Genomic DNA, 22,769 nt, shown 5'->3' on the forward strand with positions numbered 1-22,769 from the left:
TCCGCTGTGCACGGTTGCGGCAGAGGGCATTCAGCTCCCCGCGTGCACACCCAGCATCCGCGCGACCGAGTCGGGCCAGCGGTACTGGGTGGCCCGGTGCCGGGCCGCGCGTTCGCGATCGACGCGAGGCAGACTGAGCACCTGTCGGATCGCACTCGCGAAGCCCGACCCGGAGTCCTCGGCAGCCGCCCCGCACGTGTCGTCGACGAGGCTCGCGACGGCCGACGATCGCGAACCGATGACCGGTGTACCGGCGGCCAGCGACTCCAGTGCGGACAGGCAGAACGTCTCGTGCGGTCCGGGGGAGAGGGAGAGGTCGGCACTGGCAAGGAGTGCGGCGACCTGCTTCCGGTCCGAGAGGTGACCCAGAAATGTCACCGGGAGTCCACGCGCCAGATGCTGCAGCGGCGCTCGCATCGGCCCGTCGCCCGCGATCACCAGGTGCGCGGGCGTCCCTGAGCGGTGGAGCCTGTTCAGCGCGGCGATGCTGCGGTCGGCACGCTTCTCCACCGAGAGGCGTCCACAGTGGGCGATGAGAGCTCGGGTGCCGTCGGACCACCGCGCGCCCAAGTCCGGGTCGAGGTGTCGCGGGTCGAAGATGTCGAGGTCGACACCCAGTGGGGCGCGTACGACGTTGGTCGCCGCGACGCGGTCGAACTCGGCGGCGGCGAAGTCGGTGGTGCAGACGACGGTGTCGTAGTCCCGGGCGGTGGCCGCGTTGGCGCGGTCGGCGAGCGCGCGTGCCGTCGGGCCGGGCGTGATCTGGCCGAGCAGCCGGTCGAGACGCTCGTGGGAGACCATCGTCGAATGGACGTCCCGAGAGCGCGCCCATCGGCCGAAGCCGCGGAGCGTCAGGCGGTCGGACACTTCGAGGGCGTCGGGACGAAGATGGCGGAGTACGTCGGCGACGCGTCGGGCCGAGGCCAGGCGGTAACCGCCCGACGCCGGGATGCGTGGTGCGGCAACGGTGATCCGGGTGACGCCCGAGGCCAGTACCTCTTCGCCGGAGTCGGCCCCCGGAACGATCAGGACGACGTCGTGACCTGCTTCGACGTAGCCGGCACCCCAGCGGTCCACCGCGGTGCGCAGACCGCCGGAGCGTCCGCCGTAGAAGTTCGCGAGCTGGACGATCCGCACGGGGTCCAGTCAGCCGGACCCGGGTGAACAGACGTCCAGCGCGAGGAGATCAGAGGTTGAACTGCGCCTTCACTTCCTGGGTGCGCTTGTGCTCGAACCAGAACGACAAGAAGGGAATCGTGCCGGCGATCGCCGTGATGATGGTCTTGCCCGCACTCCAGCGGACCTTGATCGCCAGGTCGATCGCCATGATGAGGTAGACGAAGTACACCCACCCGTGCACGAACGGCACGAAGTCCAGTGCGTGGTTGTCGAAGCCGTACGTCAGGACGAGTTCGACGACGAGCAGCAACAGCCACACGCCGGTGATCCAGGCCAGGACGCGATACCGCAACAACGCACCGCGGACCTTCTCCACCGGGGCGGCGAGGGCGGGGGTGGTGGATTCGGTCTCGGTCACTGCGGGCCTTTCGATGAGGGAGCGGATCGGGCGTCCGCCGAGTGTTCGTCGGCGGCGCGGAGTTCGGCCAGATAGCGGTTGTACTCGACGAGAGCAGTGTCGTTCGCGCGGTCCGACGACGTCAGCGAGGACGCACTGGGCGTCGTCGGGCGCTCGGGGAGAATCCCCTCGGGAATCTCGGCGATCGAGTCACCGGAACCGACCTTGCGAGCTTCGTCGGGATCGCTCTCCAGGATGACGAAACGCCGGTAGGCGTAGATCACGGCCGCCGCGAACGCCGGCCACTGAAGGGCATAGCCGAGATTGAGACCGGAACCGGAGGCGGACTCGTACCGTGACCATTGCCACCACGCGAGCGCCAGACACACCACGGCGGCCGAGACGGCCAGGACCGTGAGCGCGGGCCGGTGGGTGCGGCGACGGGTGGGGGACATGCCTACGACGGTACCTGGCCTGCGGTGATCAGAACGCGGCCGGTAGGGTGGTCGCCGTTACACTGCGTGACTCGCCGCCTCGGCCGGCGTCACGCCCACGCGCGAGTGGCGGAATTGGCAGACGCGCTGGATTTAGGTTCCAGTGTCTAAGGACGTGGGGGTTCAAGTCCCCCCTCGCGCACTCTGTACTTGTTCGGCGCCGCCCGGCGAGACGGCGACCGTCGGCGAAAGCGGGGCGCGCACATGGTGGACGACACGAGTTCGTCGCCATCGAAGCGGGTCTGGACTTACGCGTTGGTACTGGTGTCGGTCGTCGCTCTCGCGTTTGTGGTTGTCGGCCTCGTGCTTCCGTCACCCGATCCCGAACTCACGACCGCACTGCCCCCGTCGTCTGAGTCCCAGCCGACCGACACCGCCGCACCTGAGACGCCGGATGTGGTCAGTGAGCCGTTTGACCAGAACGCGCCCATCCCCGGATGCGACGTCGTCGAAGTTCCCGACGCGTCTGGCTACACGACGTTTACCGGGATGGGGAATCCTTCGTACGACAATCCGGACTTCCCGTGGTTCAGCGGGCCGAAAGCAACCGCGATGTCCGCCGCGCTCGCAGCAGCGCTCCCGGCCCGCGCCGAGATCGCCTTCGCGGGCCCCAGCCAACCGCTGATCTTTCAGCCGATCACCTCTCTCGGTGACCCGGACCCTGAGCCCCGAGGATCTACCGTCGCCTCGGGAGAAGTGGTCAGTGGTGACGTCAGGGGCACTGTGTCCGTCCAAGTCCAGCGCTCGTCGGACGCGGTTCCGGCATGTGTCGCTGGTCAACTCGACCAGCGTCGCACGCTGCCCGACGGGGTGGTGGTCGACGTCCACGACACCTGGCAGGAAGTGGACGGAGTCCGCGCCCTGAGCCGAACGGCACGCGCGTACGTGCCGGACGGATCATGGGTCACCGCGTGGGCCAGTGACGCAACCGGTACGAACCAGCGGGACAACAGCGGCTCGGTTCCGTTGACGATCGACGACCTGATGCGGATCGTCGTCGATCCGGGGCTACGCGTCAGCACTCCGGTCGCCCCGGGTACACCGGTGCCGATGGAAGACTGTGTCACTGGGTTCGAGTCCTACGAGGGGCCACCCGTGACACGTGAGCGAGCACGCGAACTCGACGAGATACTCGCCACCGTCGATCTGGGCGGCGCACGGTTGCCTCCGATGGTGCCGGCCGGCCGGTCCGCACAAGGCATGCTGTGCACCGGTGTCGAGGATCTCGGAGGTGATGTGGGGATCTATGTCACGATCGTCGGTGGTCAGCCGGTCCCAGCTGGAGAACGCCCGGTTCCGGGCCGCGGCAGTCAGAAGAAGACTCGCACACTTGCCGACGGGACCGTGGTGCAGACAGATGTCACCTGGCAATCGGGTTCGTCGACGACCGACCCGCGGAAACCCATTCGGCGGACGACCCATTCCGTGGTCGTGACCCGCCCGACGGGCACGCGGATCTCGGTCAGTTCCACGGCGGCCTCGCCGAGCGAGCCGATGTCGATTCAGGAGCTCGAGAACATCGCTGTGACACCAGGATTGGAACTCTGACAGATGCGGGACCGAAGTACTCGGGCTCTGGTTGTCGCTGCGGTGGTCGCGGTCGTGACCGTCTCCGCGGCGACGGTGGTGTGGTGGGATCGTGCTCCGACATCGGTCAAGAAGATCACCGGGACCACTGCGAATACGCCAGGTGTCGCCTGGGCCCTCGATCCCGCCGACGACCTCGGTCGTCCGTTCGCCGCGTTCGCCGATCCGCGCGAGGGCACTGCCTTCACGGCCGGCGAGCCCGGGATCATCCGGTCCGGTGACACACTCGTCACCGTCGTCGGAACCCCCAATGAGGGAACAACTCTCGGTGATCCCGTGATGGTCGGCATCGACGCCAGAACCGGAGGGGTGCGCTGGCAGGCTCCGGCTCACGACCTCGTCAGCTGCAGTGAGGTCCCGCTCCACGGCAAGATCTACTGCCACGCACTGCGCAAGGAGTACGAACTCGTCACCTACGACGTCGATTCGGGGAAGTCGGTACGGCGCACGGTGGCCGAGAGCATCTTCGCCATCACAACCACGCCGGACGCCCTGTACGTCGCCGAGGGCAGCGTCGAAGAAGACGACGTGCGAGTCCACTCGGGCACCTTCGACGATGTGTCCGCCCACTGGACCCGCCAGTTCGACCTCGGCGCATCCTACGAAGAGGTTTACAGCAGTGAGGCCCTCACCGTGATCGACGGGGTCGGTCTGATCCGCACCGGAGGCGACGTCGCCCAATTCGATGCCGACTCGGGCGCCGAGTTGTGGAGCAACCGCACACAATGCGTCGGAACCTCGTCGCTGCTGGCGGGCGGGTTTCTCGTCCACGCCGACACCGGTTGCGAGTCCGCCGGTCGTGCGTCCGAGCAGTTGCTGAGAGGTCCGGACGGGAAGGTGATCGTGTCCAACTCACACCCCGCCGTGCAACGACCGGGCTTGGAGTCCGTGACCACCGCCGACCCGGTCTTACTCGGCGACTCCGCCTACGATCGCGAGACCGGCGAGCGCCTGTGGACCAACAGCGATCTTGTATCGGGTGACACCAACGCAACGGGAACGGTGACAGCGGTCGTCGACGGCGTTGCATACCTCCTCGACAGCAACAGCGGCAGCGAGAGTGGCATCGACCTTCAGACAGGCAAACGCTTGTGGCACAACGTGTGGGGCGAGTACACGAACGCCACCGTGACTCCAGACGCGTACCGCGATCGATTGCTGACCGGCAGTGATGGCGTCGCACTGACGGCTGTCGACGTGACCACCGGCAAGGTCGCGTGGACCGCGCCGTTCCTCGCCATCGATGCCGACCCGGAGAAGTTCGCAACGGGCCGAGCGCTCGAGTCCTACGGTGACGGGTGGATCTTCTCGTCGGACCGTCAGATGATCAGGCTCGCACCTCTGTGAGCCTCGGCTATGCCGGAATGACCTCGACAGCATTGTCATCGGCGAAGACGATGTCGTGATCATCGGTGGATATGGCCCACCTCCGCAGCCGGGCCACGTGGTCGTTGTCGATTCGGGCCTCGACGGCGGTGTCATCGGGTGCGAGGTCGGCGAAGTCGTCGACGATCTCGCCCTCGCGGACCGACCCGTCGTCGAGGGTGACACGTACGCGCGCGGAGATTTTCGCGACAGGCCCACCGCCGTCGCCGGCATGGTCGTCGATGGTGTCGCTGTCGTCAGCCTTGCTCATCAGTCGCCCCCTCGCAGTCCCGTGTCACGTACGCAACTCCCACAGTAACAAAGATTTAGGTTGCGATAGTGAACCGCATGGCGCTGGTGCGGTGACAAGACGTCGATCGCCAGGCGCCTCGCGGGTCCTGGCGATCAGGTTGAAGGTACCTCTATCAGTGCGCGGCGTTGTATGCCTCGACGACGTCGTTCGGAATGCGGCCGCGGGCCGACACCTCGTAACCGTTGTCGGCTGCCCATTCGCGAATGGAGGCATTCACCGACGGGCCACTGCCGCCGGAATTCGTCTTCGTCCGTGCTGATGGCGACCGCCGTCGGCCGCCGACCCGAGTCGAGGCCTTGAGTAATTTCGCGACGGTCACCTTTCCCTGTTCGATCTTGTCGAGATTGGCGGAGGACACGTCGAGTTCGTAGTCGACTCCGAGCCATGACCACGAAACCGTTTGCGCGTCTTGGGGATCGAGCTCGCGACCGTCAAGGTCGTCGACAAAGGTCACCGTCTGAATTTTCGACACGGTGTTCACGGTAGTCGATCAACTCGCCGGAATCATGGACGTCCGCATTCCTGGTGTCGGGACTCACGTCGAATAGCCGCGAGATGAGTCCGCCGAATGCGGATCGAATGCGTCAATTCGGGCCGGGAATGCCGAATCGGGGCGGCTCGGGGTGCGGAATGGAGCTTGTCGCGCGCGGCCGTTCTGATCTTCTCGACGCCGACGGTCGAGGGGATTCGCGATTGCGAGTTGTACTGGCACGGGGGGTGGAGTCGGTCGCCATCCGCCGATTCGCCTCGGCGCCCAAGCCGCTCCCGGAGGTGTCGTCGACACGCAGACACATCGACCGGATCACGTGATGCGCGGTCACCAGCCCGTAGGTCATCGGGAGTCCCAGGACGGTCACGAGCAGTCGGGTCGGACGCAGCGGGCTGTCACCGAGGATCGACGGCTCGATGACGTTGCCGACCTCGCGGATCAGGTGCAGCGCGAGCTTGTAGGCGTAATGCGCCGCGGTGATCGGCTTGCTGACCGTGAGCTCGTCGAGGGAGACGGTCTCCCAGGGGTCCGCCCCATGGCCGAGGTTGTGTCCGATGCCCAGAAGTATGTCGAGCGGGGCGCCGCCGAAGACCGGAATCAGCGAGCCGAACAATGACGCGCCCAGTTCGCCGACCGATCGTTCTTCTGCCGGGTCGAGCGGGATCAGGTTGTGGTGGATGCGGATTCCGCGCATGACGCCGAGGATCCGGGTGGTCTCGGCGCGGATCCGCGGCGCATCGGCGGGGTTGTTCTCCTGTGCCTGCTCGGACACGTACCGCACCAGCCGGCCGAGCGTGAGAGAGCCGATCGGCGTGCAGGTCTCGACATCGGCCAGCGCTAGGTGGTCGGCGATCTCGGCCACCATCGGCGGAATCGGGATGTCGAAGCGGACGGTGTCACTCGGACGCCCGGCCTGGGCGCGCTGCTCCTCGGTCACACGTGCGACGCACTGGTCGAGAACGGTCTTCGCGGTGGCGCGCAGGAGGGCCTTCACGGCGAATTCGGCCGAGAAGACGAAGGCGGAGATCAGCCAGTTGTAGGTGACGAACTGTGCCAGGCCGTCGGCGTCGGTGCCGGCGAACGGGCTGCCGAGGTCGGGTGCCGACCCGACGAGGAGCCGTGCGGGGATCAGGACGGTGGTGAACATGTACAGCCACACCGTTTCCACGGCCTGGATGACGGTGATGTTCCCGAGCGGGATCGCCTCGGCGTGTCTGCCGTCGCGGATCTTGAGGAGGTTAGAGACGAGAAGCTGCGAGATGGGGTCGCGGTAGTCGAGTGCGGGATCGTCGTCGTCGGCGCCGAGGGTCAGCGGATGCTCGGTCACGGCGAGGGTCGAGATGTGCAACCGGCTCATGTCACGGTGTGCCGCAATGCGGCTGGCGCGCGCCGACGCCCGCAAGGAGGGCGGCAAGACGTCGTAGACCGACTCGAAGATCGAGTCGTACACCACGGACAGGGTTGTGAAATCACCGCTTGCGCAGCGTGTTTCGGCACCGTCGAGCGACTTCGGCGTCGGCAGCAGCGGGCGGGTCAGGCTGTCGATGCGCTCGAGCCGTTCCCGATAGGTCTCGGTTTCCGGGTCGACTGTCGGAGTCAGCTCGTGGACCGGCGTCGCGCGCAACGGCGACACGGAGAACGGTGCCGTGCTGCCGAGGATCGCGGCCGTGCTCGTCCCGCCGGCGAGGGTGGGCAACGACATCGTCAACGTGAACACGGCAACGATCCGCAGAACCCATGGCTGTACCCGCCGTGCTGCATTGCCCCGACCTGAACTCATGCACCCACTACCCGAATAGTCGTCTGGTACCCCGGCGACAGCGACGCCCGTGCGCCACCGCGGCGTCGTGCGCGACCAGTGCAGTCCGCGAAGGGGAAGTTAGTCGAACGAATCTTAAGGTGCGCGGCGGATGTCCGCGCACCGGGTGACCGGCGGCACTGTCGGTGCGTCGTGCAACGATTCCGAGGTGAGACGTCGAGCGGCATGGTTGTCGGTGGTGATCGCCGCAGTGTCGGTCGCCGTGGGGGCGAGCGCTCTGTTCGTGACCGGGACGGGTATCGACACCGCGCCCGGATCGGGACCACCCGCACCGACTTCTCCCGCCATCGGTTCGTCTGCGTCACCGTCACCGCAACCCCAGACCTCGGCTCCCGCCGCCGATCGTGCGCTGACCGACCTCGCCTCGCTTGACGTGAAGGGTCGCGCGCTCAAGACCGGTTATGCGCGGACCCGGTTCGGCAGGGCCTGGGACGACGCGGTCGACGTGCAATTCGGCCGCAACGGTTGCCGGACCCGGGAGGACATCCTGCGGCGAGACCTCACCGGGATCACGTTCCACGCCGACGGTTGTCGAGTCCTCGCCGGCACGCTGGCCGACCCGTACACCGGTACGACGATCCCGTTCACGCGGGGACAGGAGACGTCGGCGCTCGTGCAGGTCGACCACGTCGTCGCACTGTCGGACGCCTGGCAGAAAGGTGCTGCCTCATGGGCTGCGGGCAAGCGCATCGCGTTCGCGAACGATCCGAGAAATCTGCAGGCCGTCTCCGGGACTGTGAACCAGCAGAAGAGCGACGGCGACGCCGCCACCTGGCTCCCGCCGAACAAAGCGTACCGATGTACCTACGTCGGCCGGCAGATCGAGGTCAAGAAGTCCTACGGACTGTGGGTGACCCCAGCCGAACGCGACGCCATGCGACGGGTCCTCGCGTCGTGCTGAACCCGTCCGGCCACGGGCGGCCGCCTCGTCGGTAGCCTTGGCGATCGTGACCGCGGATCAGGGACGACCCCAGCCACTCGCCGACGACGCGACCGGTCATCCGCTGACCGTCGACACCGTGGTCGCGGCGCTCGGTGCCGATCTGCGGTCGGCGGGATACACGAACGACGGCGTCACCGACCTGCTCGGCACCGACGCCCACGAGGCACTTGTCCGGGGCGTCTGGTGGCCGGCCCTCGCCGTGACCTGCGACGTCACCGGCGAGCACGGTCGGCTCGCCACTCTCGTCCGACTGTTCCTGCTGGGTTCGGACGAACCCGACGACGCGGTCGCCGCGGCTTTTCCGACGTCCGGGACGGACGTGCTGGTCGCCCAGGGCGTGCTGGCACGGGTCGACGGTTCGCGGCTCCGCGCCCGCCTGGACATCCGCCCGCACGCCGACGACACCCGCGACTACCTCGTCGTCGCCGATCAGGACGCCGCGATGAGGCCCGGACCCGTTGCTCGCGACCATGTCCTGGGCATCGGCGGCGCGTCGATCTCGCTGGCCCGCGCCGTCATCCGCGAACCCGTCCGCCGCGCGCTCGACATCGGTACCGGATGCGGCATCCAGGCACTGCATCTCGACGCCCACTGTGAGCAGATCGTGGCCACCGACACCAACGAGCGGGCGCTGGCGCTGGCCGCCGCGACCGCCCGCCTCAACGGGATGTCGTGGGATCTGCGCGCGGGAAGCATGTTCGAACCCGTCGCCGGGGAACGATTCGACCTCATAGTGTCCAATCCGCCGTTCGTCGTCGGCGCGGGTGGACAGGACTACATCTACCGCGACTCCGGCGTCGTCGGGGACGGACTGTGCGAGCAACTCGTCCGCGACCTGCCCGCGCATCTGAATCCCGGTGGTACCGCCCAGATCCTTGCCAACTGGGTGATCCGCGACGGCGAAGCGTGGCAGGAGAGGGTCGGTTCGTGGCTCGCCGGCACCGGACTCGATGCGTGGGTCGTGCAGCGGGAGGTCGCCGACCCGATCAGCTACGTCTCCCTGTGGCTGTCCGATGCCGGTGAGGACGAATCGACCGCCGCGCGACGAGGATCGGAGTGGCTCGAGTGGTTCGACGCCCACGGCATCGTCGCCATCGGGATGGGGTCGATCACCGCCCGGGCCCCGCTGGAGGGAGAAGACCGCGACCCCGACGTCGTGATCGAGGAGATCACCGGCGCAGGCGAAGAGCTGACCGGATACGAGGCGCAGGCGTTCCTGGCGCGACGTCGCTACCTGCGTGAGACCTCCGACGAACAACTGCTCGCGCGGCGTCTGTCGGTGGCGCCGGTCATGCTCGAGGAACACTCGCTGCCGGGTGACGAGGGCTGGCAACAGGTATCGGCGGCTGTCCGGCGGCCCGGCGGGCCCGGCGCCGTGATGGGCGTCGACGAGATCTCGCGCGCGCTGCTCGCCGGCTGTCGGGGACAGGTTCCGCTGGGCGTCCTGCTCGAACTCCTCGCCGACTTCCACGGCGTCGACGCCGATGCTCTCGCCGAGGCCGCGCTGCCCGTGGTCCGCGAAGCGATCGGCCGGGGGATTCTCTACGAGGCGACCTGAGAGTGGTTGCGGCGGAGGCTCAACGAACCGGGAAGGTCGCGTCCAGTGCCGCGGCGAGGTCGGCGACGAGATCGTCGGCATCCTCGAGTCCCACCGAGAACCGCAAGTGTCCCCACTCGCGGAACGGTTGGGGGTAGGCGGCGACCCGCGGCCCGTCGGCACCGACATGCACGATGAGCGACTCGTCGTGACCCAGTGACACCGCCGAGGTGATCGTCGTCAGCGCCGAGACGAAGCGGTTCTGGGTGGCCGGATCGCCGCGGACCGCGAACGCCATCATGCCCCCGAAGCCGCGACCGCCGAATTGTCGTGCCGCGAGGTCGTGTTCGGGGTGCGACGCCAGTCCCGGGTAGCGCACATAGGCGATACGCGGGTCCTCGTCGAGGAAGGCGGCGACCCGCTCGGCGTTGCGTTGGTGCTGAGCGAACCGCAGCGGCAGGGTGATCGCGCCGCGGGCGATCAACCACGCATTGAAGGGCGAGATCACGCCGCCGACGTCGACCATCGCCTGCTCCCGGATCTGTGAGATCAGTTCCGGCCGGCCGAGCACGGCACCACCCATCGCGTCGCCGTGGCCGTTGATGTACTTGGTCAGCGAGTGCACGACCAGGTCGGCGCCGTCGGCGAGCGGGCGGTACAGCACGGGTGGGGTGAAGGTCGAATCGACGAGCAGCAGCGCGCCGGCGTCGGAGGCGATCTGCGCGAGAGCGCCGATGTCGGCGACCTTGGTCGTCGGGTTGGCGATCGTCTCGGCGATCAGCATGCGGGTTCCGGGGCGCAGGGCGGCGCGGGTCGCGTCGAGATCCCCGACATCGACGAAGGTGGCCTCGATCCCGTACTTCCGCGGCAGCAGATCCGACCACAGTTTCCAGGTGGCCTCGTACGTCGTGTCGGATACGACGACGTGGTCACCTGCGGACAGGAAGGTGAAGAACACGGCGTGGAGGGCGGCCACCCCCGAGGCGAGGACGACGGCGTCGTCGGCTTCTTCGAGTGCGGCCAGCTTGTCCTGCAACGCAACCTGGTTGGCGCCGGTGTTGCGCGTGTAGAACAGCTGCTCGGTGCCCGACCAGCTCATCGTCTCGGGTTCGGGCGGCAGGTGATACGAGTTCGCCATCGTGATGGGAGTCCGCACCGATGGGCCCGACGAGTCGTTCCCGGCATGCACACTGCGTGTCATCTCACCCGTCACGGATGCACTCCCATCGGTTCCTCGGTACGTGCCCCGGTTCGACTCGGTCTGGTCCGGTCCGCCTCCGATTGGTCGTCGACGAGCGGTCCGGCTCCCCGGCCGGCGTCCGACGTCTCCGGGGTGGGTACGCCGGGCCCGGGTCCCGGGGTGATCTCGGGTCGGTGCGGACGTATCAGGCGAACCGCCCGAACCGGGAGCTTGTGCAGTTTGTCGACGTGGGCGAAGTAGCGGAACTCGGCCCAGCCCCAGCAGGTGGCGAACACCAGCAGCGCGACGGCGTCCATCGTGACCGTGTCCCACGGGCGGTGCGCGATGTGGATGGGGACCACGACGAGAGCGACGGCCTGGATGACATAGGAGTCGAGGCTGCGGGTCCCGGTCATGACGAGTGGACGCAGCCAGTCGTGATGCCACCACTTGAGTAATAGCCGGAAAAGCCCGTAGACGGCCGGGATCGCGAGATACGCGCCGATCGCCCGCGCCGGACGGAAGTCGAGCTTGTCGGCGACGTACGGCTCGAGGTGCGCCCAGGGGCCGTAGTCGATTCCGAAGTGGAAGAACAACGCCACCGCGAGGGCGACGGCGACGATCGCGACGAGCCACCGGTCGACGAACTCCGGCACCCGCCAGCGCGACCAGTTCCAGCCGATGACCAGGGCGGGGACGAACATGATCTGCCAGCCGGCGACGTTCTGGATGTGCGGGGCGGCCTGATAGGCGCTCAGGTAGAACCACCCGGGGGAGTAGATCAGCGAGAACACGTAGAGACCCAGCGAGGCGCCGAGAACCCAGACCCACCAGCCCCGGCGCAACAGCGGAAAGAGTCCGAACGCGGAGATCAGCAGAACCATGTAGAGCAGCAGGATGTTGCCGCCGCTCGGCAGGTACTGCATCGTCAGCGCGAGCCAGATGCCGTCGCCCCAGCCGTCGACCGGCAGCAGGAGCGTCAGCCAGCGGTGGCCGGCCAGGGCGGCCGCGACCGCGACGAGCGCGATGGCCAGCTGGCACAGATAGAGCACGATGATCCGCTTGGCCAGTCGCTTGTAGGCGAAGGCGAGGCCGTGACGCGTGACCCACCGTTGGTAGACGAGGCCGAGGACGATTCCCGACAGCATCACGAACGCGGACATGCCGTCGACGTAGGGATAGGCGTGAGTCGGAGTGGCCAGCGTCGATTCATGCGCGAAATGCGCAGTGATCATGCTCCAGATCGCCACCCCACGGGTGGCGTCGATGGCCAGGTCTCGTTTCATTGACTTGCACGATAGACAGCACCGCGGCCCGGGGGCATCCCGGGCCGCGGCGAGTCGTGATGAGTTCTGCTCAGGTGTAGAGGTCGGCGATCGCTTCCTTGTGCGCGTCGTGGATCACGTTGCGCTTGAGCTTCATCGTCGGGGTGAGCTCACCGGTGTCGATGGTGAAGTCGGTGTCGAGGATGGAGAACTTCTTGATCGCCTCGGCGTTGGAGACCTTGGTGTTCGCCTCCTTCACCGCGGCGTCGATCTCCGCCTTGAGGTCGGCGTTCTCGACCAGGCCCGAGATCGGGGTGTCGGCGGGCAGCCCGTGACGGTCCAGCCAGCCGGGCACGGCCTCGGCATCGATGGTGATGAGCGCCGCGATGAACGGCTTGTTGTCGCCGACGACGAGGCACTGGCTCACCAGCGGGTGCGCCCGGATGGTGTCCTCGAGCTGGGCCGGGGAGACGTTCTTGCCGCCGGCGGTGACGATGAGTTCCTTCTTGCGGCCCGTGATGAACAGGTATCCGTCGTCGAGTGTGCCGATGTCTCCGGTGTGGAACCAGCCGTCGCGGATGGCGTCGTCGGTGGCGGCCTGGTTCTTCCAGTACCCGCCGAACACGACCGGTCCCTTGAGCAGGACCTCGCCGTCCTCGGCGATGGCGACGGTGACGCCCGGGATCGGTCGGCCGACCGAGCCGACCTTCTGGTTGTCCTCGTTGTTGGCGGTCACCGCAGCCGTGGTCTCCGACAGTCCGTAGCCCTCGTACACCGGGATGCCCACGCCGCGGAAGAAGTGACCGAGGCGCGCACCGAGCGGGGCGCCACCGGAGATCGCGCCCTCACACTGGCCACCCAGGGCGTCGCGCAGCTTGCCGTAGACGAGCTTGTCGAAGACTGCGTGGCGGAGCTTCAGGCCGAGTCCGACCTTGCCGGCCTCGATCGCCTTGCTGTACTCGATCGCCGTGTCGGTGGCCTTGTCGAAGATCGACCCCTTGCCGCCGTCGTAGGCCTTCTGCTTGGCGGAGTTGTACACCTTCTCGAACACGCGGGGCACCGACAGCACGTAGTTCGGCTTGAACACGCCGAGGTCGGCCACGAGGTTCGTCAGATCATTGGTGTGTCCGAGGACCACGCCGTTCTCCACACAACCGACCGCGACGACGCGGGCGAAGACGTGTGCCAACGGCAGGAAGAGCAGCGTCGACTTGCCCTCGCGCATGCCGGCGCCGACCGCGTCGCGGGTCGCGGCGGTCTCGGCCAGGAAGTTCGCGTGGGTCAGGAGCACACCTTTCGGACGTCCGGTGGTGCCCGAGGTGTAGATCAGCGTGGCGGCATCGGACGACAACGCGTTCGCATGACGCTGGTCGAGGTCGGCATCGGCGATCTTCGCGCCGCGCTTGGTGACCGTGGGGAGCGCGTGCTCGTCGATGACCAGGGTTTCCTTGAGGGTCGCCGTCTCGTCGACGACCCGGAGGTGGCGGGTGTAGTGCTCGTGGTTCTCGACGAACAGCAACGTGGCGCCGGAGTCCTCGAGGATCCACTGGACCTGGTCGGGCGCGGAGGTCTCGTAGATCGCGACGGTGCACGCTCCGGCGCGCCAGATCGCGTAGTCCAGGACGGTCCACTCGTAGCGGGTGGAGCAGAGGATCGCGACGCGGTCCCCGGGCTGCACGCCCGAGGCGATGAGACCCTTGGCGACCGCGTCCACCTCGTCGGTGAAGTGCTTGGCGGTGACGTTGACCCATTGGTTGTGCGAGCGCTTGCGGAAGAGCGGCATCGTTGGGCGCTCCGCGCGGTAGCGCAGGATCGTGTCGACGGTCGTCGCCTTGTCGTCGATCGTGAGATCGGACGGGGTGGCGTACTGCTGCTGCATGGCACTCCTGAGACGGGAGAACAAATGGACATTCCGGACATCGGTATGCGTGTGACCGGGGCCGATGGCCGGATGAGTGGCACTGACAGTACCAGTATTCGTGGGATGCATCACACCGGTCGACAATCGTGGTTCATGCCCTGCTCACGGGGCCGATGCGACCTCGCACGGGCACGATGCCGACTTTCTGGTGGAGGGCCACTACAGTTGAGGGCGATGAATGAGACTTCCGCCGCATGAGTACTTCCGATCACGGCGAGCACGACGCCCCGGCCGACCCTTCTGTCGGCTCGTTCGACGACCTCGAAATCGATCCGCGGGTCCGCGCCGCCGTCACCGATGTCGGCTACGAGACGCCGTCGCCGATCCAGGCGGCCACCATCCCGACCCTCCTGTCGGGGCGCGACGTGGTGGGCCTGGCGCAGACCGGCACCGGTAAGACCGCGGCCTTCGCCATCCCCATCCTGTCCCGGCTGGACACCTCGGCGCGGACGCCGCAGGCCCTGATCCTGGCGCCGACACGAGAACTGGCCCTGCAGGTCTCCGAGGCCTTCGGCCGCTACTCGGCGCACATGCCCGAGGTGAAGGTCCTGCCGATCTACGGCGGGCAGTCCTACGGCGTCCAGCTCGCCGGTCTGCGTCGTGGCGCGCAGGTCATCGTCGGCACGCCCGGGCGCGTCATCGATCACCTCGACCGCAAGACCCTCGACATCTCGGGACTCGAGTTCCTCGTCCTCGACGAGGCCGACGAGATGCTGACGATGGGCTTCGCCGAGGACGTCGAGCGCATCCTGGCCGAGACCCCGGACACCAAGCAGGTCGCGCTGTTCTCGGCGACCATGCCCAGTGCCATCCGCCGTCTCGCACAGAAGTACCTGAACTCTCCGCAGGAGATCACGGTCAAGTCGAAGACCGCGACCGCGCAGAACATCACCCAGCGCTATCTGCAGGTCTCCCACCAGCGCAAGCTGGACGCGCTGACGCGGTTCCTCGAAGTCGAGACCTTCGACGCCATGATCGTGTTCGTCCGCACCAAGCAGGCGACCGAGGAGCTGGCCGAGAAGCTGCGTTCCCGCGGATTCTCCGCGGTCGCGATCAACGGCGACCTCGCCCAGGCGCAGCGCGAACGAACGATCAACCAGCTCAAGAACGGTTCGATCGACATCCTCGTCGCGACCGACGTCGCCGCTCGCGGACTCGACGTGGACCGCATCTCGCACGTCGTCAACTACGACATCCCGCACGACACCGAGTCGTATGTGCACCGCATCGGCCGCACCGGTCGTGCCGGCCGGTCGGGCAATGCGCTGCTGTTCGTCTCGCCGCGCGAGCGTCACCTGCTACGCGCGATCGAACGCGCCACCCGGCAGACGCTCACCGAGATCGGCCTGCCCAGTGTCGACGACGTCAACGCCCAGCGGGTGGCGAAGTTCGCCGACTCCATCACGCAGAACCTGTCGTCGGAGAACCTCGACCTGTTCCGCGGGCTGATCGAGAACTACGCGCGGGACAACGATGTCACGATGGCCGACATCGCCGCAGCGCTGGCACTCGAGACGCGGGACGGCGGGTTCCTGATGACCCCGGACCCGCCGCAGTCCGAGAAGCGCCCGGAGCGTGAGCGTGCTCCGCGGCGCCCCGGCGCGAGCTTCGCGACGTACCGGATCGCCGTCGGCCGCAAACACAAGGTCTCGCCCGGCGCGATCGTCGGTGCCATCGCCAACGAGGGCGGCCTGACCCGCGCCGACTTCGGCAACATCAGCATCCGCGACGACTTCAGCCTCGTCGAACTGCCCGACGACCTCGACAACGAGACCCTGTCCAATCTGCGGCACACGAAGATCGGCAAGAATCCGATCGACATCCGCAAGGACATGGGGTCGCCGCGCACACGTGGTGGTGCGAAGCGCGGCGCCGGGGGTCACGGAGGCGGACGAGACGGTCGTCGCGGTGACAGCTGGGGCAAGCGTCCGTCGCCGCGCGTGGCCGGCCGCGGTCGTCATTCCTGACCCGTCGGCGCCCGCCTACCAGAAGTTGCGCACAATTGTGCAGTTCTGAGAGCTGTGTGAGAAAACTTGTCAATCCGAGATCGTTCCGTAACCTGGTCAGCGGGGGTCATCCAAGCGCGGATCATCACGCGGTGGTCGACGCGAGCATGATGAGACACGGATATTTCTAGCAACAGGATTGGTGAGTCACCGGTGTCAGTGGTGAATGCGATTTCAGCAGCAGAGGCAATGAGTCACAGCCGCGAGGGGAACGCGGTCGTCGTGGATGCACGTCCGCAGGTGATGCGGCATCAGGGCAGCCTGCCGGGTGCCCTCGTGGTCGATCCCACCGAGGTGCCGACGCGGTTCGCCCCCACACCCTCGGGCACCTTCCCGGTCATCCGTGACCGCGACACCGAGATCGCCGTGGTGTCGGTCCGATCGGAGGCTCCGCGGATCGCCGAGCAGATCGCCGAGTGCGGCTACACCAACGTGCGCTACGTCGACGGCGGCTACCGCGCGCTGCGTTCCCGCACCAACGGTTGAGACGCCGGTTGGTGATCCGACGCCGTCCCGCGCGACTGCGCGGGTTCCTCTGACCAGCGTCTTGTAGCGTAGGAGTCGCCGGCCACGAGAGGAACACATCGGTATGCAGGATGACGCTCGCGAGATGCTGCGCGATCAGGTCACCCGGCTGATGACGTTCCTGGCCGACCTCGTCCGGTCCCGCTCCGGTGACGTCCACGACATCACCGACCATCCCGGTCACGTCTGGGTCGGTCCGTCCACATCGGTGCCCGTGCGCTCGAATGCCCTTCCAGGCCAGGTGGTGGTGGAGCTCCAGCGCGAGGCGGCCGACGCCGGGTCACCGGATTCTGCGTCTTCCCGGCTCGGCGCCCTCGTCGACGCGCTCGTCGACAATCCCGAGGAGCTCGAGCTCGTCGTCGCCTCAGCGCTGGTCACGGTACGAGATGCCGTGGACGACGACGCCGCGCCGATCGTCCGGGAGCACCTTCTCACCCAGGCGCTCGTCGTCGATCGCGACGAGGACGACACGATCCGGCTGTCCCTCGGCGCGGGTTCGTCGCCGGCCGTGCACGACACGCATCTCCTGGCCGCGGTGGACGGACTCGATCTCGCGGGAGCGGTCAAGATCCGCGGCAAATTGTCCGCGCAGACCTCTGTGCTGTCTCCGAAGACCACCGAGCTGGTGGCCGAGTGGCGCGAGGCGATCGATGTCGACACGGCACGGGTGAGCCTCGAGGTCGAGGCCCGGCCGGCTGTTGTCCTGCGCCGCCGAGGGGTGGAGAGCTCGCTCGCCTTCTACGACGCCATCATCGCCGACCTACGGGACGAGAGCTCGGAGGTGCCGGTCGGACTGGCGCAGCTCGTCCGGCCGATCGAGGCCGCCGACCGACTCGCCGCACTTCGGGCGCCCGGCGTTCTCGAGCCCGCGGAGCTGGTCGCCGATGCGCTGTTCCCGCTGCCGTCCAACGTCGAACAGCGCGACGTGCTCGCCCGGCTCGGCGCCGACAGCGGCGTGGTGGTCGAGGGGCCGCCCGGCACCGGTAAGACACACACCATCGCCAACGTGATGTCGGCGCTGCTGGCGAAAGGTCAGCGCGTCCTGGTGGTGAGCGAGAAGGCTCACGCGCTCCACGTGCTCCGGGACATGCTGCCGCCCGCGCTGCGGGCACTCACGGTGTCGATCGCCGATGTCTCCCAGGACAGTTCCGAGGGCATTGTCGACGCGGTGACCGAGCTCGCCGAACGCAAGGCGTCGTTCACCCCGGGCGTCGCGGACGCCGAGTTAGCGGATCTGGCTGCACGCCGGGATCACGCTCTGCGGCAACGAGATCAGACGCTGCGCGAACTGTGGGACCTGCGTGCGGACGAGACCGAGATCCACGAATGGGTCGCGGGGGACTACCGCGGCTCTCCGGCGCAGATCGTCCGACGGGTGCGGGCCGACGCCGCCGCGTTCGACTGGCTGCCGGGTCCGGTCCACGGCGCCGTTCCGCCGCTGGACTCGGCCGAGTTCGTCCGGCTGGCGGAGTTGCTCGCGAGCACCGGGGGCTCCGATTCACGTCTCACGCAGCGCTTCGTCGACCTGGACGACCACCTGCCCGAGCCGGGGGAGATGGACGCGATCTGTGATCGGATCGCCGCCCGGCCCCGCGAGCCGATGGCCGGTGCCGGGACCCTGATGTCCGTGCTCGACGGGGTCGACAGCGCCCGGCTGGTCCGGATCAAGGACATCTGCGATGACCTGGCGGTGGCCTCCGGCGAGGTGGCCTCGTACCCGGATCCGATCATCGACATGGCTGACCGGCTGCTGGCCGGGCGAGCCGCACATCTGTGGTCGCGTGTGACGACGTTGTCCCCGGTCATCGCCGAGGCGGCTCGCCGGGATCGCGACCTGGGTGCGCACACCGTCGTCGTCGACGGGAACCGGCCCGGGGACGCCGCACTGTTCGACGCCGCTGCCGACTACCTGCGCGACGGCGGACAGTGGCGGGGACGGTTGCGTCGTTCACCCCAGCAGCGCGCACTGGAAGACGCGCCGGTGCGGGCCACGGTGGACGGTCGCCCGCCCCGGGACGAGGCGAACCTCCGCCGGGTCGCCGATCACCTCACCGTCGTCGACGCGACCCACCAGGTGCATCGCATCCTCGCGGACCTGCACGTCCCGGTCGACGCCTCGGGCTCGCGGTCGGCACAGCTCGACCACCTCGTCCGCCTCGACACCCAGCTGACATGGATCTCGCGGCTGCTCACCGGGCGCGAACACCTGGTGCGGGAACTCGAGGCGGTCAGTCCTGGCGGGCCGAGGCCGCGCACCGTCGCCGAGGTGGCCGAGGTCGCTCATCAGGCGCGATCGGTCGCCGCTGCCAACGACGCGGTCCTCGCCGAGCAGGAGCTCGCCGACCATGTGTACGGACTGACGACCGAACTCGAGAAGGGGCCGTCTCCGGAGGGGGACGCGCTGGTCTCGGCACTCGGCACGGCCGACCCGTCCGCGATCCGGGACGCGCGCCGCGCGTTCGCGGCCGCCGCGGCCGAGGCCGAGCAGCAGAACGCCCTCGAGTTGCTCGGACTCCGACTGCGCAGCCGCGCACCCGAACTCGCGAAGACCATGTGGGCGAGCGCGCGGGATCCGATCTGGATCGAGCGCGCTCGGGACATGGGTGCGGCGTGGGCATGGCGGTTCGCCCACACGTGGGCACAGGACCGTAGTGATCCGTTCGCCGAGGACCGGTTGCAGTCCTCGCTCGACGCGATCGAGGTCGACATCGCGTCCCTGACCACCCGTCTCGCGTCCGCGCGTGCCATCCGGGAGTTGCTGGCGCGCACCACCGCCGGCGAGCTGCAGGCCGTTCAGTCCTATCGCGACCACATGATCAACCTGGGCAAGGGATCGGGCAAGCACGCCAATCGCTTCCGGCGCGCGGCGCGCGAGGCCATGGTGGAGGCGCAGAACGCCGTCCCCGCCTGGATCATGTCGATCAGTCAGGTAGCCGAGACGCTGCCGCCGCGCCGCAACTCCTTCGATGTGGTCATCGTCGACGAGGCGTCGCAGGCCGACATCACGAGTGCCTTCCTCCTCTGGCTGGCGCCGCGGGTGATCGTGGTCGGCGACGACAAGCAGTGCGCGCCCGCCGGTCTGGGCGGCACCACACTCGATTCGGCGTTCGCCGAGCTCGATGCCGCGCTGCCCGATCTGCCGACCTACCTCCGCGACGGGCTGACGCCCCGGTCGAGTCTGTTCTCGTTGCTGCGCAGCCGATTCGGCAACGTCGTCGGTCTGCGCGAGCATTTCCGGTCCATGCCGGAGATCATCGAGTTCTCGTCGCGCCAGTTCTACGGCTCCGCGCCGCTGATCCCGGTGCGCCAGTACGGTTCCGACCGGCTCGAACCGCTGCGGGCGGTCGCGGTCGAGGGGACCGCGACGGGAACCGGCAACGGTGTAACCAACGACGCCGAGGTGGCCGCGATCGTCGAGGCCTTACGAGGTTGTCTGGCCGATCCGGCCTACGACGGACTGGACTTCGGCGTGATCGCGTTGCAGGGCGTCAAGCAGGTCGAGGCGATCGAGAAGGCGCTACGCGCCGAGATCGACTCCGACACCTGGCGTTCGCGGCGTATCCGGGTCGGGTCCCCGCCGGACTTCCAGGGCGACGAGCGACGCGTGGTCTTCCTGTCGATGGTCGTCTCGGACGCCGGCGCGATCTCGGCGCTGAGCCGGGCGGAGTCCCAACGCCGAGTCAACGTCGCGGCGACCCGTGCCATGGACCAGCTGTGGCTGTTCCACTCGATCGGTCTCGACGAGCTGCGGCACAACGATCTTCGTTACTCGTTGCTGTCCTATGTCACGGCCAACGAGGGACCCTCGATCGGGGCGATGCCCAGTGACGTCCCCGACGATCGCCGCGTGCCCCCGTTCGACAACCTCCTCGAGCAGCGGGTGTTCAACCGTCTGACGGCACTCGGCTATCACGTGAGCCCGAAGGTCACGGTCAACAACCGGGTCGTCGATCTGGTCGTGTTGGGGGCCGACGCGCGCATGGCCGTCGAATGCGACGCCGACGAGTTCGCCGGGACCGGGCAGCAGGCACGGTCGGATCTGGAGCGTGAGCGTGAATTGCGCCGCTGCGGTTGGCAATTCGTGCGGGTGCGGGAGTCGGAGTTCGAACTCGATCCCGATCGCGTCCTGGATCACGTCGCGACCGTCCTCGACGAGCGCGGATGCAAGCCGGGTTCGCTCGTGGCGGTGCAGAGTCAGGACAGCGCGGTGCGGGACGCCGTCAGGTGGCAACCGATCGACCTCACCGCGGGGGAGTGACGCACCTCTGCCGCCGGGCCCGCCGACGCCGTCGGTCAGCCGAGTGATCTGAGCAGCGCGGGCAGGCCGACCGCGGCCGGCATCCGCAGGCTGTGGGTCACGACGTCGGAGAGAGCGGACGGCGCGGGGTTGAACTCGATGACCGGGATGCCCGCGCGAACCGCTCGTTCGGGCAATGCGGCCGCTGGGTAGACGATCCCGCTGGTACCCACCACGAGCACCACCTCCGACGCGCGAAACGCCTGATCCGCACGCTGCCAGTCCGATTCGGGCAGTGCTTCGCCGAACCAGACGATGCCGGGCCGCACGGCCCCACCGCAGCGCGGGCAGGTGGGCGGGACCACACGGGGGTCGTCCGACGCCGCGCCGGGCTGGTCGTCGGCAGGATCGGGGCGCGCACCGGGTCCGTCGTAAGGGGTCCCGCAGACCGAACACCTGGGGGCGAACAAACTGCCGTGCAGATGGCTGACGACGTCGCTACCGGCCCGTTCGTGGAGGTCGTCGACATTCTGCGTCACGACCATGACGGTGCGTGAGGCGGCGAGTTCGGCGAGTGCGAGGTGGCCGGCATTGGGTTGCGCGGCAAGCACTTCGCGGGCGCGCCAGCGGTACCATCCCCAGACCAGTGCCGGGTCACGTGCCCACGCCTCGGGGGTGGCGAGTTCGGCCGGGTCGAACTTCTCCCACAACCCGGTCTGGACGTCCCGGAAGGTCGCGATGCCGCTCTCGGCCGACATGCCCGCGCCGCTGAACACCGTGATCCACTCCGCGCGGCGCACGAGGTCGGTGACCGCGGCCGGGATCGGTGTACCGGAGTCCGCGCCGGGCGGCCCGGCGAAGGTCATCCGGCGGACTCGATGCAGGCGCGGACCAGGGCGGCGGTCTCGTCGGGGTCGGAGTCGCGGCGGACGAGGAAGCCCTTGGCGAAGCTGAGCTTGTCGCCGTCGTGCCGGGGCACGACGTGCAGATGGGTGTGGAATACGGTCTGGAAGGCTGCTCGGCCGTCGTTCACCGCCAGGTTCACACCGTCGGCCGACATCGGCCCGGTCTTCATCGCGGTCGCCAGTCGCTGGCCGGCGCGGAAGAGCGCGGCACCGATCGTCGGGTCCAGGTCGTCGAGGCCGGCGGAGTGGACGCGGGGTACGAGGAGGGTGTGTCCGCGGGTGATGGGCCGGATGTCGAGAAATCCGACCACGTCGTCGTCGGAGTAGACGATGCGCCCCGGGGATGTGCCCGCGACGATGGCGCAGAAGATGCAACTGCTCATGCGGCCGACTCTAGGTCACTCGCTGTCCGATCATGTCGGGTCACGACGCGCGGCGGGTGCTTCACATCACATAACGTTTCCATAACGGTTGACCGAGCGAAGACTCGGCCATCGGCATACCGCCGGGTATGTTGCCTGGCCTGGCGCTTTTCGGACCCTTCCCATGCCGGTTGACATGGTCCCCTAAGTTACCGGCGCGGTTACTGGCCGGTATACCGACAGGTCACCGCCAAACATGAGGGTTCCCTCACTTTCGTGTGTCATCATAGGAGTCACGTTCACG

General features: G+C 67.9%; 18 protein-coding genes and 1 tRNA gene. 8 read left to right on the top strand and 11 right to left on the bottom strand.

What is annotated here, in order from left to right; all coding sequences use genetic code 11:
* Positions 1-30: 30 nt before the first annotated feature.
* The 3 genes from KTR9_RS10615 to KTR9_RS10625 are packed head-to-tail and all read right to left on the bottom strand — an operon-like array spanning position 31 to position 1,971.
* Positions 31-1,137 carry a glycosyltransferase gene (locus KTR9_RS10615; RefSeq protein WP_044506431.1) on the bottom strand — a complete coding sequence of 369 codons (1,107 nt, stop codon included), beginning with the start codon at positions 1,135-1,137 and terminating at the stop codon, positions 31-33.
* Between the two features lie 49 nt (positions 1,138-1,186).
* Positions 1,187-1,537: a DUF3817 domain-containing protein gene (locus tag KTR9_RS10620; protein WP_010841693.1), complete on the bottom strand. Its 351-nt coding sequence runs from the start codon at positions 1,535-1,537 to the stop codon at positions 1,187-1,189.
* Positions 1,534-1,971, bottom strand: a complete 438-nt coding sequence (locus KTR9_RS10625; protein WP_014926380.1) for a glucitol operon activator — start codon at positions 1,969-1,971, stop codon at positions 1,534-1,536. Before KTR9_RS10625 ends, KTR9_RS10620 begins: the two co-directional genes overlap by 4 nt.
* Before the next feature lie 99 nt (positions 1,972-2,070).
* On the opposite strand from KTR9_RS10625, the gene KTR9_RS10630 reads away from it, so the two are divergent.
* The 3 genes from KTR9_RS10630 to KTR9_RS10640 all read left to right on the top strand — a co-directional run bounded on the left by KTR9_RS10630 (position 2,071) and on the right by KTR9_RS10640 (position 4,944).
* Positions 2,071-2,152: transfer RNA gene (locus tag KTR9_RS10630), tRNA-Leu, on the top strand.
* A 62-nt stretch (positions 2,153-2,214) separates the two neighbouring features.
* Positions 2,215-3,558 carry a hypothetical protein gene (locus KTR9_RS10635; RefSeq protein ID WP_014926381.1) on the top strand — a complete coding sequence of 448 codons (1,344 nt, stop codon included), beginning with the start codon at positions 2,215-2,217 and terminating at the stop codon, positions 3,556-3,558.
* A 54-nt stretch (positions 3,559-3,612) separates the two neighbouring features.
* The gene (locus KTR9_RS10640) at positions 3,613-4,944 is read left to right on the top strand and encodes an outer membrane protein assembly factor BamB family protein (protein WP_238554093.1); all 1,332 of its coding nucleotides are present in this window, start codon (positions 3,613-3,615) and stop codon (positions 4,942-4,944) included.
* A gap of 7 nt (positions 4,945-4,951) precedes the next feature.
* Here the strand turns inward: KTR9_RS10640 and KTR9_RS10645 are convergent, their stop codons facing one another.
* The 3 genes from KTR9_RS10645 to KTR9_RS10655 form a co-directional block, all read right to left on the bottom strand.
* A complete protein-coding gene (locus tag KTR9_RS10645; RefSeq protein ID WP_014926383.1) occupies positions 4,952-5,233 on the bottom strand; it encodes a hypothetical protein in 282 nt (93 codons plus the stop codon).
* A gap of 154 nt (positions 5,234-5,387) precedes the next feature.
* Complete coding sequence (locus KTR9_RS10650) at positions 5,388-5,747, bottom strand: histone-like nucleoid-structuring protein Lsr2 (protein ID WP_148281181.1); 360 nt, start codon at positions 5,745-5,747, stop codon at positions 5,388-5,390.
* A gap of 112 nt (positions 5,748-5,859) precedes the next feature.
* On the bottom strand, positions 5,860-7,482 hold the full coding sequence (locus KTR9_RS10655; RefSeq protein WP_238554095.1) for a hypothetical protein: 1,623 nt from the start codon (positions 7,480-7,482) through the stop codon (positions 5,860-5,862).
* A gap of 193 nt (positions 7,483-7,675) precedes the next feature.
* On the opposite strand from KTR9_RS10655, the gene KTR9_RS10660 reads away from it, so the two are divergent.
* Together KTR9_RS10660 and KTR9_RS10665 are read left to right on the top strand one after the other, a co-directional pair.
* The gene (locus tag KTR9_RS10660) at positions 7,676-8,485 is read left to right on the top strand and encodes a GmrSD restriction endonuclease domain-containing protein (protein ID WP_148281182.1); all 810 of its coding nucleotides are present in this window, start codon (positions 7,676-7,678) and stop codon (positions 8,483-8,485) included.
* Positions 8,486-8,531: 46 nt separating this feature from the next.
* Positions 8,532-10,085: a DUF7782 domain-containing protein gene (locus tag KTR9_RS10665; RefSeq protein ID WP_014926387.1), complete on the top strand. Its 1,554-nt coding sequence runs from the start codon at positions 8,532-8,534 to the stop codon at positions 10,083-10,085.
* Between the two features lie 19 nt (positions 10,086-10,104).
* On the opposite strand, the gene KTR9_RS10670 is transcribed toward KTR9_RS10665, so the two are convergent.
* The 3 genes from KTR9_RS10670 to KTR9_RS10680 form a co-directional block, all read right to left on the bottom strand.
* On the bottom strand, positions 10,105-11,265 hold the full coding sequence (locus KTR9_RS10670; RefSeq protein WP_044507860.1) for a trans-sulfuration enzyme family protein: 1,161 nt from the start codon (positions 11,263-11,265) through the stop codon (positions 10,105-10,107).
* Positions 11,266-11,273: 8 nt separating this feature from the next.
* A complete protein-coding gene (opgC, locus tag KTR9_RS10675; RefSeq protein WP_044506433.1) occupies positions 11,274-12,530 on the bottom strand; it encodes an OpgC domain-containing protein in 1,257 nt (418 codons plus the stop codon).
* A gap of 70 nt (positions 12,531-12,600) precedes the next feature.
* Complete coding sequence (locus KTR9_RS10680) at positions 12,601-14,388, bottom strand: AMP-dependent synthetase/ligase (RefSeq protein WP_014926390.1); 1,788 nt, start codon at positions 14,386-14,388, stop codon at positions 12,601-12,603.
* Positions 14,389-14,624: 236 nt separating this feature from the next.
* Between KTR9_RS10680 and KTR9_RS10685 the strand changes: the two genes are divergently transcribed.
* From KTR9_RS10685 to KTR9_RS10695, 3 genes are all read left to right on the top strand, one after another.
* Complete coding sequence (locus KTR9_RS10685) at positions 14,625-16,397, top strand: DEAD/DEAH box helicase (RefSeq protein WP_010841681.1); 1,773 nt, start codon at positions 14,625-14,627, stop codon at positions 16,395-16,397.
* 192 nt (positions 16,398-16,589) lie between these two features.
* The gene (locus KTR9_RS10690; protein ID WP_014926391.1) at positions 16,590-16,922 is read left to right on the top strand and encodes a rhodanese-like domain-containing protein; all 333 of its coding nucleotides are present in this window, start codon (positions 16,590-16,592) and stop codon (positions 16,920-16,922) included.
* A gap of 103 nt (positions 16,923-17,025) precedes the next feature.
* Entirely contained in the window at positions 17,026-21,219 is a 4,194-nt protein-coding gene (locus KTR9_RS10695) for an AAA domain-containing protein (RefSeq protein WP_014926392.1), read from the top strand.
* A gap of 35 nt (positions 21,220-21,254) precedes the next feature.
* Here KTR9_RS10695 and KTR9_RS10700 read toward each other — a convergent pair whose 3' ends face one another.
* Positions 21,255-22,064, bottom strand: a complete 810-nt coding sequence (locus tag KTR9_RS10700) for an SIR2 family NAD-dependent protein deacylase (RefSeq protein WP_014926393.1) — start codon at positions 22,062-22,064, stop codon at positions 21,255-21,257.
* Positions 22,061-22,486 carry an HIT family protein gene (locus KTR9_RS10705; protein WP_010841677.1) on the bottom strand — a complete coding sequence of 142 codons (426 nt, stop codon included), beginning with the start codon at positions 22,484-22,486 and terminating at the stop codon, positions 22,061-22,063. The genes KTR9_RS10700 and KTR9_RS10705 overlap by 4 nt, the downstream gene beginning before the upstream one ends.
* Between the last annotated feature and the right edge of the window lie 283 nt (positions 22,487-22,769).

This window comes from Gordonia sp. KTR9 (assembly GCF_000143885.2).
Taxonomy (GTDB): domain Bacteria; phylum Actinomycetota; class Actinomycetes; order Mycobacteriales; family Mycobacteriaceae; genus Gordonia.